18 protein-coding genes are annotated in these 17,316 nt (G+C 36.3%); 12 read left to right on the top strand and 6 right to left on the bottom strand.

From position 1 onward, the window contains the following. Positions 1-66: 66 nt before the first annotated feature. From KJS44_RS00875 to KJS44_RS00910, 8 genes are all read left to right on the top strand, one after another. The gene (locus tag KJS44_RS00875) at positions 67-477 is read left to right on the top strand and encodes a PTS sugar transporter subunit IIA (protein ID WP_008691098.1); all 411 of its coding nucleotides are present in this window, start codon (positions 67-69) and stop codon (positions 475-477) included. Between the two features lie 14 nt (positions 478-491). Continuing rightward, positions 492-989, top strand: coding sequence for a PTS sugar transporter subunit IIB (locus KJS44_RS00880; RefSeq protein ID WP_008691104.1), 498 nt, complete (start codon positions 492-494; stop codon positions 987-989). 15 nt (positions 990-1,004) lie between these two features. After that, positions 1,005-1,757, top strand: coding sequence for a PTS mannose/fructose/sorbose/N-acetylgalactosamine transporter subunit IIC (locus KJS44_RS00885; RefSeq protein WP_008691105.1), 753 nt, complete (start codon positions 1,005-1,007; stop codon positions 1,755-1,757). A 2-nt stretch (positions 1,758-1,759) separates the two neighbouring features. Next, positions 1,760-2,587 (top strand): PTS system mannose/fructose/sorbose family transporter subunit IID, encoded by an 828-nt coding sequence (locus KJS44_RS00890; RefSeq protein ID WP_008691112.1) that lies wholly within the window; start codon positions 1,760-1,762, stop codon positions 2,585-2,587. Between the two features lie 11 nt (positions 2,588-2,598). Then, a complete protein-coding gene (locus KJS44_RS00895) occupies positions 2,599-3,801 on the top strand; it encodes an amidohydrolase (protein WP_008691114.1) in 1,203 nt (400 codons plus the stop codon). Then, positions 3,794-5,194: an NADP-dependent phosphogluconate dehydrogenase gene (gene gndA, locus KJS44_RS00900; RefSeq protein WP_008691117.1), complete on the top strand. Its 1,401-nt coding sequence runs from the start codon at positions 3,794-3,796 to the stop codon at positions 5,192-5,194. Before KJS44_RS00895 ends, gndA begins: the two co-directional genes overlap by 8 nt. A gap of 449 nt (positions 5,195-5,643) precedes the next feature. Then, entirely contained in the window at positions 5,644-6,081 is a 438-nt protein-coding gene (locus KJS44_RS00905) for a GNAT family N-acetyltransferase (protein ID WP_008691119.1), read from the top strand. A 226-nt stretch (positions 6,082-6,307) separates the two neighbouring features. Then, positions 6,308-6,523: a GNAT family N-acetyltransferase gene (locus tag KJS44_RS00910; RefSeq protein WP_008691121.1), complete on the top strand. Its 216-nt coding sequence runs from the start codon at positions 6,308-6,310 to the stop codon at positions 6,521-6,523. A gap of 199 nt (positions 6,524-6,722) precedes the next feature. On the opposite strand, the gene KJS44_RS00915 is transcribed toward KJS44_RS00910, so the two are convergent. From KJS44_RS00915 to KJS44_RS00930, 4 genes are all read right to left on the bottom strand, one after another. Next, positions 6,723-7,982 carry a replication-associated recombination protein A gene (locus KJS44_RS00915; RefSeq protein WP_008691122.1) on the bottom strand — a complete coding sequence of 420 codons (1,260 nt, stop codon included), beginning with the start codon at positions 7,980-7,982 and terminating at the stop codon, positions 6,723-6,725. 71 nt (positions 7,983-8,053) lie between these two features. Then, complete coding sequence (locus KJS44_RS00920; protein WP_008691123.1) at positions 8,054-8,611, bottom strand: manganese efflux pump MntP; 558 nt, start codon at positions 8,609-8,611, stop codon at positions 8,054-8,056. A gap of 182 nt (positions 8,612-8,793) precedes the next feature. Next, on the bottom strand, positions 8,794-9,612 hold the full coding sequence (locus KJS44_RS00925; protein WP_008691124.1) for a DUF6612 family protein: 819 nt from the start codon (positions 9,610-9,612) through the stop codon (positions 8,794-8,796). Between the two features lie 57 nt (positions 9,613-9,669). Then, positions 9,670-10,455, bottom strand: a complete 786-nt coding sequence (locus tag KJS44_RS00930; RefSeq protein WP_008691125.1) for a hypothetical protein — start codon at positions 10,453-10,455, stop codon at positions 9,670-9,672. Between the two features lie 282 nt (positions 10,456-10,737). On the opposite strand from KJS44_RS00930, the gene ispF reads away from it, so the two are divergent. The 3 genes from ispF (at position 10,738) to rbr (ending at position 13,012) form a co-directional block, all read left to right on the top strand. Further along, the gene (ispF, locus tag KJS44_RS00935) at positions 10,738-11,214 is read left to right on the top strand and encodes a 2-C-methyl-D-erythritol 2,4-cyclodiphosphate synthase (RefSeq protein WP_008691126.1); all 477 of its coding nucleotides are present in this window, start codon (positions 10,738-10,740) and stop codon (positions 11,212-11,214) included. An 809-nt stretch (positions 11,215-12,023) separates the two neighbouring features. Continuing rightward, entirely contained in the window at positions 12,024-12,416 is a 393-nt protein-coding gene (locus KJS44_RS00940) for a Fur family transcriptional regulator (protein WP_008691127.1), read from the top strand. A 56-nt stretch (positions 12,417-12,472) separates the two neighbouring features. Beyond that, positions 12,473-13,012 carry a rubrerythrin gene (gene rbr / locus KJS44_RS00945; RefSeq protein WP_008691128.1) on the top strand — a complete coding sequence of 180 codons (540 nt, stop codon included), beginning with the start codon at positions 12,473-12,475 and terminating at the stop codon, positions 13,010-13,012. Between the two features lie 377 nt (positions 13,013-13,389). On the opposite strand, the gene KJS44_RS00950 is transcribed toward rbr, so the two are convergent. Continuing rightward, on the bottom strand, positions 13,390-14,052 hold the full coding sequence (locus KJS44_RS00950; protein ID WP_008691129.1) for an HAD family hydrolase: 663 nt from the start codon (positions 14,050-14,052) through the stop codon (positions 13,390-13,392). A 152-nt stretch (positions 14,053-14,204) separates the two neighbouring features. On the opposite strand from KJS44_RS00950, the gene KJS44_RS00955 reads away from it, so the two are divergent. Beyond that, positions 14,205-15,524 carry an Mbeg1-like protein gene (locus KJS44_RS00955; RefSeq protein WP_008691130.1) on the top strand — a complete coding sequence of 440 codons (1,320 nt, stop codon included), beginning with the start codon at positions 14,205-14,207 and terminating at the stop codon, positions 15,522-15,524. 61 nt (positions 15,525-15,585) lie between these two features. Here KJS44_RS00955 and KJS44_RS00960 read toward each other — a convergent pair whose 3' ends face one another. Then, positions 15,586-17,280, bottom strand: coding sequence for an IS1634 family transposase (locus KJS44_RS00960; RefSeq protein WP_008690300.1), 1,695 nt, complete (start codon positions 17,278-17,280; stop codon positions 15,586-15,588). Positions 17,281-17,316: the final 36 nt, after the last annotated feature.

A 17,316-nucleotide genomic window follows, 5' to 3' on the forward strand; every position in this document is an offset into this window, starting at 1 on the left:
TTTTTTCTATTGGCACACAACTTGCTAAAAGGAAGGTGAAAGAGTAAAAGCAGGAAGGAGGATCGTATGGAAAAGGATTTGTGCATCTTTGTCTGTACACATGGAAGATTTGGTGAAGAACTTATTAAATCCGCAGAAATGATTGCAGGCAAAAGCGAAAATGTATATTCATTTTCATTACTGCCTGGCATGCCTCCAGAAGAATATAAGGAAATGATGGAAGCAGCCTTACAGAAAGAAGCCGGGAAGAAAGTTTTGTGTTTGGTAGATTTATTCGGAGGAACCCCTTGTACAACATGTGCTATCTTATCTCAACGCTATGATATGCAAGTCATATCAGGATTGAATCTGGCCATGTATATTGAAATCACATCACAAAAAGATCATCACAGCCGGGAGGAATTGATTGATGTAGGTCTGTCAATTTTACAAAGCAGCGGGAAAGATGTTATCAAGCTGTTGAAAAACTTGTCATAGAGGAGGAAAACATAATGGCAGAAATTAGCTTAATACGAATTGATTTTCGTTTGATTCATGGACAGGTCGTTACAAAATGGGTAAAACAGGCCAATGCAAATCGTATCATCATTGTAAATGATATGTTGGCAAAGGATGAATTTTTGGCAAGTGTATATAAAATGGCAGCACCTTCAAATGTGAAGGTGGATATCTTTACCATAGAGGAAAGCAGTCAACGTTGGAAGGAAAATGCGTTTGGAGATGGCAAGGTATTGCTGCTGTTTAAGAACGTTGAAGATTGTCATGCATTATTGATGAAAGAATTCCCAATGCCAATTATTCAAATAGGGGGCTTAGGTGGCGGCTCTGGAAGAGTCAGTACACCAAGTGGCATTACCTTTGATGCAAAGGATGTCAAATTGTTAAGAGAAATGATGGAGAAAGGATGTGAAATGTATATTCAAGTCGTACCTACACAACAGAAGTATGAAGTAGATAAAGTCATAGACAAACTTGATTTTCATGAGTAGAGGAGGAAAAAATTTATGGACACAGGTTTATTATTAGTCGCGGCATTTTGCGGTATTTGGCAATTTGTTTCAACAACTGATTTTGGTTATACATTGAGTGATACCTTAGGACAGCCGGTATTGGTAGGCGCTTTATTGGGTATCATTACCGGACAGATCGAACAGGGATTATTAATCGGTGGTTCTCTGGAACTGATGTACCTTGGTATTATTTATCCAGGCGGAACGGTTCCGGCTTGCGCATCTAGTGCGGCATTAGTAGCAATTCCCATTGCTCTTCGTACAGGATTAGACGCTCATGCGGCAACTGTCTTAGCGGTACCTTTCGGTATTCTTGGTTCCGTGTTATGGAATATTAAATATTCCATTAACTCTACATTCACCATTCGTGCTGAAAAAAGCGTGGAGAAGAAAGATTTTAACGCGGTTACAAGAAATGCATCTGTTTATCCGATGATTTTAACCTTTGTATTAACAGCTGTACCAATCTTCTTAGCAAACATCTTAGCACCGACATTGGTAGAAAGTATGATCAATGCGATACCTGCATGGGCAATGCATGGAATTGAAGTTGCCGGCGGGGTATTACCTGCAATCGGTTTTGCCTTAGCTGTTTATACTATCGGAAAGAAAGAATTCCTTCCTTTCTTCGTTATCGGTTATTTCATTGTCATTTATTTTGAAGTAGCAACGATGGGAGTTGCCATCTTCGGTACATGTATTGCACTGTTATATCTATTCTTAAAGAATAAGGAAAGTGAGGTATAGTTATGGCAGAGAACACAAATGAAAGAAAGATTACCAATAAGGATATTTTTCAGGCATATAATAAATGGTATTGGCTGTGTGAAGTTTCACACTGTTACGATCGTTTGCAGTCGTTAAGCTTCTGCGCATCTCAGCAGAATGCATTGCGAAAGCTATATCCAAATGATGATGATTATCAGGAAGCACTGCAACGTCATTTACAGTTCTTTAATACCGAAGGTACGATTGGCTCTGTTATTCATGGTATTACCTTATCTTTAGAAGAAGAAAAAAGTATGAATCCGGATGATATTTCCGGAGAGATGATCATCGCCTTAAAAACGGGTCTGATGGGACCAATTGCCGGTATCGGTGATACGCTGATATGGGGAACATTAAAACCAATTTGTCTGGCTTTGGCTACGACGATGGCTTTAAGTAACAATCTCATCGGAGCATTCTTCGTATTGTTATTCCCATTAGCCGGTTATTTTATTGGCTTGTATATGTGTAAATTAGGGTATTCTTTAGGACGTAACGCTATCGGTAAACTGATTCAAAGCGGTTTGATGAATCGTATTATTGATGCTTGCAGTATCTTAGGGTTAATGATGATGGGAGCATTATCAGCAAGTTATGTATCCTTAACTACAACAGCTGGTTTCAAATTGGAAAACAGTGATCCGATTCTGTTACAAAATATTTTAGATGGAATCATGCCAGGATTATTGCCATTTGCGTTAATTGCCGGAATTTATTTCTACATGAAGAAAAAAGGTACGAAATATGGTGGAATCTTGCTTGGTATCATCATTGCATCTATTGTATTAGCCTTCTTTGATATCGTGTAGGGGGGACATTCATGGAACGTAAAGACATAAAGCAGCTCTGTGATGAAAGTGTAGAGGAGAACTTAGAACATCTTTCTAATATCGCTAGTTATCTTTACATGAATCCGGAAATTGCTTTTCAGGAACATAAGGCGTGCAAGGTATTATGTCGTGAATTAAGAGAACAAGGCTTTACGGTACAGGAAAAAGCAGGCGGTTTAGATACCGCCTTCCATGCCGTATATAAAAAAGGAGAAGGCTTGCGTATTGGAGTAATCGCCGAATATGATGCATTAGCCGATATCGGACATGCTTGTGGTCACCAGTTGATTGCGACAAGTGCAATGGGAGCTGCGCTGGCAGTCAAAAAGGTGTTGGATGAAAGTAATCTATGTGGCAGCATTGAAGTCTTTGGTACACCGGCAGAAGAAGAAGGCGGTGGCAAGATCATCATGCTGGATAATCATGTATTTGATGGTGTAGATGTGTTATATTTCATGCATCCGACAAGTGCTATTACTAGAATCGGCGGTGAATGTGCAAGTTTTACAGATTTTATAATTGAGTATCATGGAAAAAGCGCTCATGCGGAAAGCCATCCCGAAAATGGAATCAATGCTTTGGATGCAGCTGTCTTATTCTATCAAGGAATAGGTCTGTTGCGTCAGCAATTAAAGGATGATATTCATATCTGTTGTATCTTACCAAAAACCAATCAGGATATCGGCCGAATCAGCGATTATACTAAGGTAGAAGTAGAAATCTCCACCATGCATGTGGCAGATATCGCAAAAACCAGAGAAAAGATTTATCAAATGGCAGAAGGAATGGCCATGGCTACAGGATGTAAGGTTCACTATAAAGAAATTCCCGGCTATTTAGGCAGAACCCCCAATGCCATTTTAGGAGATCTTTTAAAAGCGGAACTTACCTATTTAAAAGAGCCATTGATGGAAGGAATGCCAGCTGATAAAGGTGGAGAAGATTTAGGTAATGTATCGCGCGTGATTCCTGCCTGCAATTTGTTTATGACGTTATTGCCTGAACGTAAGATCAGTGGACATACCGAAGAATTTCGCGAATTAGCAAATGGAGAAGCAGGAAGACGTTGTTTAAAAATCAGTGCAATCGCGATGGCAAGGGCAATTGTAGAAATCTTGTTAGAACCTACGATCGCCGCAAAAGCCAAAGCCGAATTACAACAGCGTATCGCTGATGAGGTGGCTTATGCATAAACAGATTGGATTGTATGGATTAGGTGTGATGGGACAATCGTTGGCTCGTAATATTGCCAATAAAGGGTTTTCCATCAGTGTCTTTAATATTGAAACAGATGTGACAAAAGCTTGTTGTCAAAAATATCCATTGTTACATGGCTATGAAAATATCGCAGATTTTGTGGATAGTTTAGAAAAACCACGTAAGATCTTATTGATGGTGACAGCGGGAAAAGTTGTGGATAGCGTAATTTCTTCCTTAGTTCCGCTTTTGAGTCAAGGCGATATTCTTATGGATTGTGGGAATTCTTTCTTCCTTGATACAGAACGTCGGCAGCAGGAATTAAAAGAAGTCGGTATCCGTTATATTGGCTGTGGTGTATCCGGTGGCGAAAAAGGGGCATTAGAGGGGCCAAGCATTATGCCCGGTGGAGATCGTAAGGCATATGCAGAAGTGGCTAGCATCGTAACCGCAATGGCTGCACAAAATGATGATGGATCTGCTTGCTGTACTTATATCGGGGAAAAAGGTGCCGGGCATTTTGTTAAGATGGTTCATAATGGTATTGAATATGCGGATATGCAATTAATTGCGGAAAGTTATGCATTGTTAAAGAACTATTATCAGCAGGATATGAAAAAGATCCAAATGGCATTTCATCGTCTCGCACAAGGCCCATTAAATTCTTATCTGATGGATATCACTTGTGATATTTTACGTCGTAAGGACGATAAAAAGGAAGGCTGGTTAGTAAATTATGTCAGTGATGTTGCCAGACAGAAAGGGACGGGGAAATGGACAAGTCAGATTTCCTTTGATTATAGTGTGGCAATACCAAGTCTTACCGAAGCAGTTCAGACACGTTTTCTATCTATGAACCATGTGGAACGTACCCAGGCATCTGCCTTATATCCGCATGCATCCTGTAAGATGGAAATAACAGAAGAAGCTTTCTTACAGATGTTAGAAAAAGCCATGTTAGCAGCGAAAATGAGCATCTATGCCCAAGGCTTTTCCTTAATCACGAGTGTATCAAGACAGAAAGAATATCATATTGATTGCATTGCCTTAGCAAATATTTGGCAAAATGGCTGTATCATCAAATCGGCTTTTCTAAAGGATATCATGCAGGCATTTAAAGAAGCATGTGCTTATGATAATCTGATCTTATCAAGTGTTTATCAGAAAAAGCTGGCAGAAACGCGACACGATTTACAAAATCTGGTAAGTATGGGTGTTTTACAATCCCTGCATCTTCCCATCTTTACAAGTGCCTTACAATACATGCAAGGGATTACCTGTGCCGCTTTGCCGACAAATCTAATCCAGGCACAGCGTGACTGCTTTGGTGCACACACCTATGAAAGAACAGATGCGCAGGGAAGTTTTCATAGCGATTGGCAAGCGTAATCATCGTAAAGAGGCTGTAGGACAATGTTCAGTGATACAATTGTCGTAACACCTCTTTTTTATATAGGTATAAAATATCGCGAAGTAAGCAGTTTTCAATAGCAGAAAAAAATGTCATTGCTGAAATACGCATGCTATAATGGTTTTAAAAACGGATGGAGATATGCAGTGAATAAAACGGGATAAATTAAATATAAAAGACTTTCAGTTGTATACATCTTCTTGATAAGAACATGGAAAGCACTTCACCGTTACCTACCATCTGCATACGATAAAAGAGTATACGTATTGAAAATCTGGACATACTATAGAAACTATACAATGAGCTTGCGATTTAATAAAACGTAGCATTTAAAAGATACACAAAAAGTGAAAGATTTTGTTACAAAGTTCTATGTTCTATGATAGACTATAAGTGATTTGCACAAAGAAGGAAAGGAAGGAATTGTATGGAAAATTATGTAATCCGAAGAATTACCACAAACGATTACCATGACATCCATGAATTAAACCTTAAACTAGGTTATGCATACGATGAGGAGAAAGTGGCAGAACGTATTCAAAACATATTGGATGCCGGCATTGACTTGATTCTAGTCGCAGAGCTTGAGGGAAAAGTAGTCGGCTATGTTCATGGAACACCTTATGGAACACTGTATTCTGATAATCTTGTCAGTATCATTCAAATGGTATTCACGAATGAAACTAGAGAAAATAAGGAAATGACAAGTGAAATTATTAAAGAGTTTGAAAAGGTTGTAAAACGTAATGGTTATCATGGTATCCGCATGGCAGCTGATATTGATCGTAAGGTGCTATATGAAATCATGATGGAAAATGGTTATGAGAATAAACGAGATCTGAAACACTACATCAAATATTTCTAGGATGGATCCAAAGGTTCATCTTTTTTTGGTATTAATCCAAAAAATTACGGCTTGAATTAGATAAACAAGAGAAGCGAAACAATGTGCAAACATAAATTATGAGTATTAACAACCAAGATACTGTTTGAAAATATCACAGCAGGATTTTAACATAACACAAATAGTATTTTATGATGTAAAATGGGATGCAGTTAAAGAAAAGTTTAATTTGAGGAGTTAAAAGTAAATGAATACACCTATCTTAAAAACAGAACGTTTGATTTTGCGAAAATTTACGGAAGCAGATATCGAAGCTCTTTTCCTTATCCTAAAAGATGAAGAAGTTAACAGATTTTTGCTTTGGTATCCGGTAAAAAACATGGCAGAAATAAAGACGTTTTATAAAGAAAGATATGGGGAAAATATAAACAACCACAAGCCTATGCTTATGCAATTTGCTTAAAAAACGAAAATTTCCCCATTGCCATAAGAATGAATCCGAAAATTAAAAGATATATCCTATCTTTTTCTTCATAGGGCGTCTTTATATGTATAAGGGCATTACCTCATTCCTTTATGTTATACGCAAGATATCTCTAGACTTAATTAAGACTAACCATCATCTTATAAAGTACTTTTTAAGATTTAAATCCTTTTTCATCTTATCGTTTTTTCTTTAAGGCTGCTAAATTACTTGTACGTTTTACCTTTCGTAATTTTTCTAAATTCTGCGCAAGAACTTTTTCATAAGAAGAATTCATCTGTGGATGATAGAATTGGGTATCCTTTAAAGCATCCGGAAGATATTGAATCTGATTCCAGATATCACTGCGATTATAATCATATTGATCCTCTTCCTTCATATTTACAGGGGTAAAGCGAAGATAATCCGGTACTTTATAAGAAGTATGGCGCAATACTGACATGGCAGCATCAATGGCACTTTCCGCACTTTTGGATTTAGGCGATAAACAAAGATCAATGATGGCCATTGCTAATGGAATCCTTCCTTCAGGAAAGCCAACACGCTTAGCCGCATCAATTGCCTGCACACAGCGGGCAACTGCCGCAGGATTGCCTAAACCGATATCTTCATATGCCGTAACAAGTAATCTTCTTTCAATACTATCCATATCATTTGCCTCAATCATGATACCAAGGTAATATAATGCGGCATCCACATCGCTGCCACGTATGGATTTTTGAAATCCACTTAAAATATCATAATAGCCATCTCCATCGCTATCCATGCTCATGTTTGGTATTTGCGAGAATTGCTCTACTAAAGCCTTACTAATACAACCGTCACTAGCGATAGCACAGATTTCCAATATATTTAAAGCATAGCGGATGTCTCCGTTACTGTGGCGAGAAATGATATGCAAAGCATCCTCTTCAATTGTAATTTCATTATTTAAACCTTTCGGTGATTGCAGAGCTTTGCATAATGCTTCTTCAATATCTGTCTGCGACAGTGCTTTAACTTCAAATAAATGACAACGAGAACGTATAGCAGGATTGATGGCATGCAATGGATTACTGGTGGTTGCGCCAATCAAGGTAATATTGCCATTTTCTACATGTGGCAATAATAAGTCCTGTTTATCTTTATTTAAACGATGTACTTCGTCTACAATTAAAATAAGCCCCGGATATAAGCGGGCTTCCGCAAAAATTTGTTCCAATTCTTTTTTGTTGCCGGTTACAGCATTAAACAAACGATAAGGTAGTTCTAGTTCATTTGCTAATACCATGGCCAAAGTTGTTTTCCCTGTTCCCGGAGGACCATAAAATATCATAGAGAAGATACGTTTCGCAGCTAAGCATTTACGAAGGACGTTTCCTTCTCCGATTAAATGTTTTTGCCCGATGATTTCTTCTATTTTTTGCGGTCGCATGCGAAAGGCTAAAGGTTCCTGCATTATGATCACTTCACTTTCTATCTTATTTTATCATGGATATGGATGGACATGCCAACTATTAATGAAACGAATTATAGGGTGTGTTCAATTACGATCTTAATACCGATCAATAGTAAGATAATACCACCTAAGATACCGGCATATTTTTCAAGCAGGCCGCCCATAAAATGTCCGATAAACACCGCTAGAAAACTTAATACAAAGGTCGTGATGCCAATTATGACGATTGCTAAGACGATATCTACTTCCAACAAGGCAAAGCTAATGCCCACAGCCAGCGCATCAATGCTGGTGGCAATCGCAAGAATCAGAATCGTCTGTAGAGATAAAGATGCGTCTTGTTGATCGAGGTCAGGATGGAGAGCTTCTCTAATCATATTGATGCCGATGATTGCCAGTAAACCAAAGGCAATCCAATGATCAAAAGAGGCGATGATTTCCTGAAAGTAACTGCCAGCAAGCCATCCAAGCAAGGGCATCAAGGCCTGAAACATCCCGAAGAATACAGCGAGGATTAAGGCATAACGAAGGACTTCATGCTTTTTCATCGTCATACCTTTGGCGATGCTTACAGCGAAGGCATCCATACTCAAACCGATACCTATGAAAAATACAGAAATTAAACTCATATTTCATACCTCCAAAGAAAAAAAGACTTAGGCGCAAGAAAATCTTACGTATAAGTCTCGTTGTTTAATACTTAAGCCAGATTCAATACCTGAATCATCATGTTGACTTAACTACTCATCATGAGCCAACTACTCCCTTAACGGTGGCTAAATCATATCAGAAATTGAACAGAAATGCAATGTTAAATTGTATTACCAGTTGTATTTCCAAAGTCTGTTAAGAAATTTTCAGCATTAAAATCAGCTTTGGGATAATCTTTAAAAGAAGGCATTTTGATATCCGTCACTTGATTTGGTTTTGCAATATGCATCGTTACTTCAGCTTTCATAGGCATAGACTGTTTATCGGCAATAATATTCATATCCATATGGATAACAATAGATTCCAACATCTTATCCTTAGCTACGACAAGATCTGCTTCATACTTATCTAATTTGGCATCAAAATTTCCATTTTGTAATTGCTTGTTTGTCTTTTTTGCACTTTTTAAAGCATTTTGCATTGTTTTATCATTAAATACGGCATGTAAGTGATATTTACCATCTTGTTCTTTCATTGATAATTCTTTAAATTGATCCTTTGTACCAACATTTAAACTATTAGGCATCTCTTTTTCTAAGGCAGCAATTACGGGCTTTAGATTATATGCAATTTTTTCCTGATTCATCATATTCATATAAAACATATTCTTGTTTACATATAGCTGCAAGAAATCATCCATTTTCACACCACTCATAGCCGCTCCGAAATTTGCGGCAAGTTGCAATTGTTTCTCTGCATTGTACAGCATATCTGCCGTCACTTTCATATGCATATTCATATCATCTGCATCAAATAGCATTTTCATTTTTATATCTGCGCTTTTCAGCTCTTCCATCTTCTTTACCGTATCTTGATACACTTGGAATGCTTCATCACTTACTTTACTGCTACAGCCACTCATGCTAAAACCAAATGTCAGCATCAGTATTACGAGAACTACTTTCCATCCTTTTTTCATTTCACTAACCTCCTTTTTAAAAGAGGATCATTACTTAAGCAATGACCCTGTTAGATGTTATTTTTTCTTTTCTGGATAAGTCTTTAAATCCGCTGGGAATTTAACCTGTTGGTTCTTACCAACGTTTTTAAATTCCATAGACAGTTTAATATTTGCCTCTTCTTCTTTATCATTGGCTTTCTGAGTCATGTTAAAGTTCATATCAGCTTTACGGAACTGTCCGTTTTCTAATTTAACGACTAGTTTAACTTCTTTAATGGTAGCATCTTTTACATTCGCCACGCTATTGCCGGCTACATTTGCGTTAACAGAAGCTAAAGAATTTAAATTGTCTTTCAATTCTTTATTCAATTTTTCCTTATCGAATACTAATGTCAGTGTATCACCTTTGATACTTGCTTCTTCTAGATATTCTTTCATTTTATCCTTAGGAATTTTTAACGTATCCTTATCTAAGGATATACTAGGTATCTGGTTCATAGTGTCTTTAATGGCTTCTTTTTCTTTCTGAAGTCCCATCATATTCGTATAGACATAATTTGAATCCATATACATCGTTACATAGTCATCAATCTTCTGTCCGGATGCAGATAAATCAAGACCTAAAGAAAACTGTGGTTTGCTTGATTCAAAATTGTAGGTGCCATCAATTCCAGCTTTCACCATTTGACCACTGGCGCTGACTTCCATTTGGATATCATAATCCGCTGACTTCATTTCCGTTACATTCTGAATAGCAGTTTCCAGTGCATCTAAAGCTTTATCATCAACCTTAGAACCGCTGCAAGCGCTCATAGAGAACAGAACGCCAACACTTAATAAGAGTGCTGTTAATTTTTTCATTTACTTTTTCCCTCGTTTCTTTCTTCTTAATACAATATTATATTAGCATAAGAAGGCGCGAAAGTGTATTCATTTTCCAAAGAAAATCCATGGTTTTTTATCTTTACTGTTACAAGTTTGTGATTAAGTAAGATGTGTTATGCAATATAATGAAAAGTGATTTTATATACTTGAGATCTATCGTATCTACATATGCGTACATAAGATGTGATTTCTTACAACGTGAATTGAAAAACGGAAGGAATTAGGGTATGCTAAGATGAGTAAAGGATAGGTGAGCATATGTTTCGTATAGGACAATCCAGTGATATTCATCAACTGATACAGGGTAGAAAGTTAATATTGGGTGGTGTGGAAATTGACCATGAAAGAGGATTGCTAGGTCATTCTGATGCAGATGCCCTTTTGCATGCTATTGCCGAAAGCATTTTGGGTGCTTTGGCTTTAGGAGATTTAGGGAAGCATTTTCCTGATACAGCAAAGGAATATAAGGATATGAATTCTTTATGGATGTTGCAGGAAGTATACAAGATCATGGATAAGCAGGGTTATAAAATCAATAATTTGGATGCTCTTATCATGATTGAGCGACCAAAGATGGCTCCCCACATTGTGAAAATGCGTGAGAATGTGGCTGCTGCTTTACATTGTGATATTGATCAAGTAAGCATCAAAGCTACCAGAGGTGAAAAAATGGGGTTTATTGGTAGAGAAGAAGGCGTCTTAGCACAATGTATCGTACTTTTAATTAAAAAATAGAATTTATCAATGTTGATGAAAGGAACTGCCTTTTCAGACATTGTTTTTTATTGATTAGCGAACTATCAAGGAGTTGGAAAGAGCTTAGGCTGTGGAAGTATGTACAAGTTTATGCTGATGAAGGTTCATACGATTCGTCTGTGATGTTGATGAACAATCTTTTTTTGCTAAACTGGCAAACAAAAATTTGATAAACATCGTCCATTCACTCATAACGATGAAACTTTTAATAGTGCTTTCTCTTTACCTTATGGCTAAGATAAAGAAGAAAAGTGGATATTTTTCATAATTAAAATAATCAATTATGCTGATTTTCCTTGTTAAAGTTAGATAGAATTTGTGTAGTAGATAGTAAAAGAAGATTTTATTTTATGAATGAGAAAAAAATGGTTAAAAATATGTTTTTTGGGAAATGATAAATGACAAAGCATAGATAATTATATGTATAGCAATTGCTATAGTATTTTTTTATTGCTTTTTAGATATGTATAGTTATTGTTAAAGTGAAAAGATATGCTGAACATCAATATACAGAAAAACATTATCTGCTTAGACAAATAAAACAATGAAGATACGGTATGAATAGATTGACTTAATAATAAATTATAAATCTAAAGACTTACATATTAATTTAAGTTGAAAATAACGTAGAAATTCGTCTGAGGTTGTAAGGGAAAGCTATATTATTTTTAGGAAACTGATCTTTTCTAAAAATAAGAATATTTCTTAATTTTATTCTTAAAAAGTGTTGACAATGATAAACCTAAGAGCTATAATGAGAACGGTTCTTAAGAAAGGAGGCTGTTCCAATGAAACGTAAATCATCAAAACAGCGCGATATGATATTAAATTATCTTAAAACGATTGATGGACATGTAACAGCCGAAGAAGTTTTCAAGAACATGAATGAGGATGGTAATAAAATAAGTCTGGCAACCGTCTATCGTAATCTGAATATTCTGGTGGAAATGAATGAAATTAAAAAGATTGCCCATCCTGTAGAAGGATATCAGTATGATAAGACAAGTCATCCCCATTATCATCTGCATTGTGTAAGATGTGATCGTATTCTTGATTTAGATATTCCATATATGGATGAATGGAATCATCAAATGGAAGCACAGACAGGTCTTTTGATACGCACGCATAACATGATGGCAGAAGGTATTTGTAAAGACTGTTTAAAGAAAGAAAAACAGTAGTGGTATTTAAGCGATACTTTCGCTTAAAGATAAAAGTTAAATAGGAGGAAAAAAACATGGAATTAAAAGGATCTAAAACAGAACAGAATTTGATGGCAGCATTCGCAGGAGAAAGTCAGGCACGTAACAAGTATACTTACTATGCGCAGATGGCTCGTGAAGAAGGTATGGAACAGATTGCAGATATCTTTGAAGAAACTGCACGTAATGAACAGGAACATGCAAAATTGTGGTTTAAGGCTCTGCACGGTGATAAAGTACCTACAACGGCAGTAAATCTGGAAGATGCAGCTGCTGGTGAAAACTATGAGTGGACAGATATGTATAAGAACTTTGCCGAAACAGCAAAAGCTGAAGGCTTTGCTAAAATTGCTTTCCAGATGGAGCAGGTAGCAAAAATTGAAAAACATCATGAAGAAAGATACTTAAAACTGTTGGAAAACGTGAAAAACGGTAAAGTATTTGAAAAAGAAGAACCAACCGTTTGGATCTGCGACATCTGTGGATACCGTCATGAAGGTACAGCAGCTCCTAAGGCTTGCCCAGTTTGCGGATACTCTGGAGCACATTTCGCTGAAGAAGCAACAAACTACTAATCATGAAATAGGACATATCTATGCGGGTATGTCTTTTTTCTTATGGTCGTTTGTAAGCAAGGGAAACGTAGATACAGGACAACTAAAAGTGTGTGATAAATAATTAAATTACCAATTATATGTATATTAACTATAAAAAAAGGCCTGTCTTAAGAAAGTAAAGACAGGCTGTTGCATATAATAAAAAAGTGTTGATGCTATCAATCTGGGGGAAGATACACTGACTTGCCATATGGGTGGGGGAAGAAAAAGCAAGTCAGGCGATAGCACCAACATGTATAATATAACGTATTTGTTTATAGAAATCAATAAAATTTGTAACAATTTTTAAATTCTGACAGAATCTTTTGATAAAGCTGGAAATTCATGGCATGTACTTATTTTAACAGGCTATAATCAAATTTCATGAAATCCTGAATGACCGTATTTACTCCCGGCAACTGTTTGTATTCCGCTACTTTATCTAAAGTGGTAATTGCGATGATCTTTGCGACATGACAACGATATGCAAAGTCAATACCGCTTAAGGAATCTTCAAAAACGAGACATTCTTCAATGGGCACATCAATGCGGGATGCACCATCTTGAAACATTGTAATTTTATTTGTATGTAAACCATCATCATACACAATCTTATCTACATCAAACCAGCGATCTAAGTGGAAACTGGAGATAAAGAAATCGATATTATCTTTAATTGAGGCACTGCAGATCGTCATTGGTATGTGCCTTTGTTTTAAGGTGTCTAGTACTTCCTCTAAACCGTCTACCAAATGGAAGGTAGCTGGATCATTACGGCATACCTCACGATACAGGGCTTCCTTGGAAAGCGAGAGGTTTTTGCTCTCTTCTTCACTCAAATGATCTCCCATTAACATTTCAATAATACGTTTATTTGTCTGTCCGTGCATGTGATCCAATTCATCGTCCGTAATCGGTTTATTGCGATACTTTAAGGAAAAGGTGTTCCATGCCTTTTTATGCATGGGGCCATCAAAAAACATTGTTCCGTTAAAATCAAATAATATTCCCTTTATCATGTACTATCCTCTCTCTTTCCCTTTTATTTTAGCTGACCTTGGCAAAACGTCAAGAAAAATTATCAGTAGTATATCATAAACAAGATAGGTACGCACTTGCATTTAAAAGGAAAACCTTTATAATAAAGAAAACCTGAAAGGGGTGATTGCTCATGCTGCAGGAAGAAGTGTTTTTTGATTTATCATTATTATCCTATTTTAATAGCTATGGTACAGGTATTCGTGTTGCGGATATGATACGTAGGATTTTAGCGGATACATCACTTGTAGAAGATTATGGACATTTAGCTGATTTTCGTTTAAATCTAGCATTATTAAAAAGTATTTCCCTAGAACATTATGAAACGATGCGGGTACGGGAATATTTTGATGATAATGCGAACAGTGGTGTTGTCTATTATATCTTTGAAACGGATGAAGAACTAATCTTTGCTTTTCGTGGCAGTGAGGCTTTTGACGATATTCGTCATGAAACCGGTTGGCAGGATTGGATGGACAATTTTCGCATGTTTTTAAAGGAACCAACGTATCAACAAATCTTTACACTTCATTGTTTGCATACGACACAAATCACAAAGCCATTTTATCTGTGCGGTCACTCCAAAGGAGGGAATCTTGCCTTATATTGTGCATTGACGATGCGTCAAGATTTACAAGAGTTGTTATTAGGCGTTGTCAGCTTTAATGCACCGGGTATCACGAAAGATATTTTTAACCTGTATCAGGAGCGTATTGAAGATAGTGAGTTTCAAAGAAAATTATTAATATTTGAAAATGAAAATGATTGTATATCATCTTTCTTTGAACATATGAAAGAACCATATTATATACGTTCTACATTTCCTTGTGGGACGATGGAAGAACTATATCATAATCATAATCTTTATGCTATGCAGGAATTTCGTCATAATGCATTTCTGTTGGCCGAAAAGAAAACGGCAGTTCCTAAAGTTGTCTATCATTTTGTGAATGATTTTTTTGTGAATTTGAAAGAAGAGCGTTTGCATAAATTAGTTGCCAGAATGGATGATTATTTTGAAAGTGGTTTATCCATGTCAGAATTGTATCGTGTATTGATCTATCATATCAGTAAATATACATCTTTATTCGAAGATATCGATTATGAGGAAATAAAGACGATTACTTTTCAAGATTTAATCGAGCGTAGAAAAACTAAGCAGTTGTTAGAAAAAGTAAAAGGATTACAGCCGAAAGATGCTTTGCGTAAGGCTTATGATGTAGTAGGAAATTTATCAGCGATCAATAAGCTAAATGAGCTAGATATTTCTCAGATAACCCAAGGGTTTATTCATAATTATGAGCTTTTGATGAATAAGACAACACAAAACTTACAGGATCTGCTGACACAAAATAATGAGCGTATTCTCCAAGCGATGCGCTCTATCCGCAATCGTTCCGCACAAGAAATAAAAGAACAAAACGAGAAAGAGGAAGACTTGCAAAGTGACTGAAAGTATAGTACCTATCTTTAGAAGTTAAAAGTAAAAAAATGGTGTAAACTCGAAATTATAGCTAACGAGTATGCATCATTTTTATTTGTTTATTGGTAAGATAATAATTTGTGATTGGTTGTTTTAATAGAGCTGAAAGCTTGGTGATGAAATCAGAAGAACGTGTCATGTTGATGTATCTTGAATCGTTGATCTGTACAACTTTAAACTCCTTGATAAAACTACATATATCACTTGTTGAGTATTCGTTATTTAGTATCTTGAATTGAAACAGTCGTATTAGTAGTACCGTAGTATAACATATAAGAAAATGTCCTTTTATACTATTCTCTTTTTGAAGATAGACAGGTCTTGCGTCTAATTCACTTTTCATAACTCTGAAAGATTCCTCAATCCTCCATAAATTATGATATGCTTCATATATCTGTTGATCTTCCATTTTGTATTCGGAAGTGATTAGAAGATTAAAGCCTGCTAGTTTTCTATCCATATCTATCTTTTCTTCATTTAGTACTGTATGGGCTTTTTTACCATCTCTATCCACAAAATTTACATATCTCGCACTTTCCCCATACTCTTCTTTCTTTGCTTCTGATGCTCGTAATCTTTGCGCTCTTTCAATCATTTTGTCGATTTCCATTAACTTTTTTCGTTGTAGCTTTGGGGAAAATGTACAAACACGTTTTTCTTTTACTGTCTTTGAATGTTTGATTCCATTTTCGTCTTTATATTCATATGTGTAGTTATCGATACATGATTTGTATCGATATATTATATTTCCTTTGCTGTCTAAAACATCATGAAAATCATTTTCAAGGAGTACCCATGTCTTTTCTTTATCAACTAGCTGTTTGACCGATTTTGAGAATATATAACCATCGCATTTATCTGTTGCTTCGATGATATTGCGAGCACAGTTCAACCCCTTATCTGCGATTTGTATAGTCCTTCCGTTGATGTTGTTTTGTGATTTCAAGTCATTGATGATATTGCGGATAATAGGCTTCTCTGACTCATTACCGGGATACATCCTCATACCGATGGGGATCATATTGGCATCAAGTAATAGACCTAGCCCAACAATGGGATCATGACGCATTTCTTTAGATGGGCCACGTCTTTGAAAATCATTTTCTTTATCGATTTCAAAGTAGAAGTTCGTACAATCGAAGAAAGTATGTTTTGTATCAATACCAAAATTATCAGCTGTAGCTACCGTAAGTATTTCAGTGAACTTCTGATATTCACTCCCCAGAAATTCAACGGCATCTAATAATTGATCATAGCTGAAGTCAACTTCATTCAAAAGGGAAGGAAGTACATCATGAAACGTTTTGTGTTTAGACAAAGGTGCTACAGCACGTGCAAATACAAGAGATGAGAATATATCATAGACATTAAACTGAAAGTAGCGAGTAGACTGCATATAGTTAAAATGATCTTTTACATCTAATGTGTTAAGAATGTTGGCAAGAGGAAAATAGCCGAGATACTTTTCAGGAGAGACTTCACCAATAAGTCTTTGATTTATCTTTGCATTCGCATTTTTGAGTTTTCTTTCTTCATTCATTCTAGCCACTTCAGCTTTGTAGTAGGCAATAGGATCATCAATCCCAGAATCAATAAGAGACTGAAGATTACCAAGTTTTCTAATACTGCGATGCTTGGTTCCCTTAACATCAGGAGAATAAAAGCTTTCGTAAATAGATAAATAGGTACGATTTTGTTGTTTAGCAACCTTAAGGAAATAAGCCATAAGAACACCTCCGGCATGAATACACCACGGCACCAT

This window comes from Longicatena caecimuris (assembly GCF_018406465.1).
Classification (GTDB): Bacteria; Bacillota_I; Bacilli_A; order Erysipelotrichales; family Erysipelotrichaceae; genus Longicatena; species Longicatena caecimuris.

Bases quoted from the DNA above. Each gene is read 5' to 3' on its own strand.
- KJS44_RS00905 (WP_008691119.1), top strand. From the start codon at position 5,644: ATGGAAAATTATGTAATCCGAAGAATTACCACAAACGATTACCATGAC.
- KJS44_RS00960 (WP_008690300.1), bottom strand. From the start codon at position 17,280: ATGGCTTATTTCCTTAAGGTTGCTAAACAACAAAATCGTACCTATTTA.
- KJS44_RS00890 (WP_008691112.1), top strand. From the start codon at position 1,760: ATGGCAGAGAACACAAATGAAAGAAAGATTACCAATAAGGATATTTTT.
- KJS44_RS00915 (WP_008691122.1), bottom strand. From the start codon at position 7,982: ATGCAGGAACCTTTAGCCTTTCGCATGCGACCGCAAAAAATAGAAGAA.
- KJS44_RS00940 (WP_008691127.1), top strand. From the start codon at position 12,024: ATGAAACGTAAATCATCAAAACAGCGCGATATGATATTAAATTATCTT.
- KJS44_RS00930 (WP_008691125.1), bottom strand. From the start codon at position 10,455: ATGAAAAAATTAACAGCACTCTTATTAAGTGTTGGCGTTCTGTTCTCT.
- KJS44_RS00950 (WP_008691129.1), bottom strand. From the start codon at position 14,052: ATGATAAAGGGAATATTATTTGATTTTAACGGAACAATGTTTTTTGAT.
- KJS44_RS00885 (WP_008691105.1), top strand. From the start codon at position 1,005: ATGGACACAGGTTTATTATTAGTCGCGGCATTTTGCGGTATTTGGCAA.
- rbr (WP_008691128.1), top strand. From the start codon at position 12,473: ATGGAATTAAAAGGATCTAAAACAGAACAGAATTTGATGGCAGCATTC.
- KJS44_RS00895 (WP_008691114.1), top strand. From the start codon at position 2,599: ATGGAACGTAAAGACATAAAGCAGCTCTGTGATGAAAGTGTAGAGGAG.
- ispF (WP_008691126.1), top strand. From the start codon at position 10,738: ATGTTTCGTATAGGACAATCCAGTGATATTCATCAACTGATACAGGGT.
- KJS44_RS00880 (WP_008691104.1), top strand. From the start codon at position 492: ATGGCAGAAATTAGCTTAATACGAATTGATTTTCGTTTGATTCATGGA.
- gndA (WP_008691117.1), top strand. From the start codon at position 3,794: ATGCATAAACAGATTGGATTGTATGGATTAGGTGTGATGGGACAATCG.
- KJS44_RS00925 (WP_008691124.1), bottom strand. From the start codon at position 9,612: ATGAAAAAAGGATGGAAAGTAGTTCTCGTAATACTGATGCTGACATTT.
- KJS44_RS00955 (WP_008691130.1), top strand. From the start codon at position 14,205: ATGCTGCAGGAAGAAGTGTTTTTTGATTTATCATTATTATCCTATTTT.
- KJS44_RS00875 (WP_008691098.1), top strand. From the start codon at position 67: ATGGAAAAGGATTTGTGCATCTTTGTCTGTACACATGGAAGATTTGGT.
- KJS44_RS00920 (WP_008691123.1), bottom strand. From the start codon at position 8,611: ATGAGTTTAATTTCTGTATTTTTCATAGGTATCGGTTTGAGTATGGAT.
- KJS44_RS00910 (WP_008691121.1), top strand. From the start codon at position 6,308: ATGAATACACCTATCTTAAAAACAGAACGTTTGATTTTGCGAAAATTT.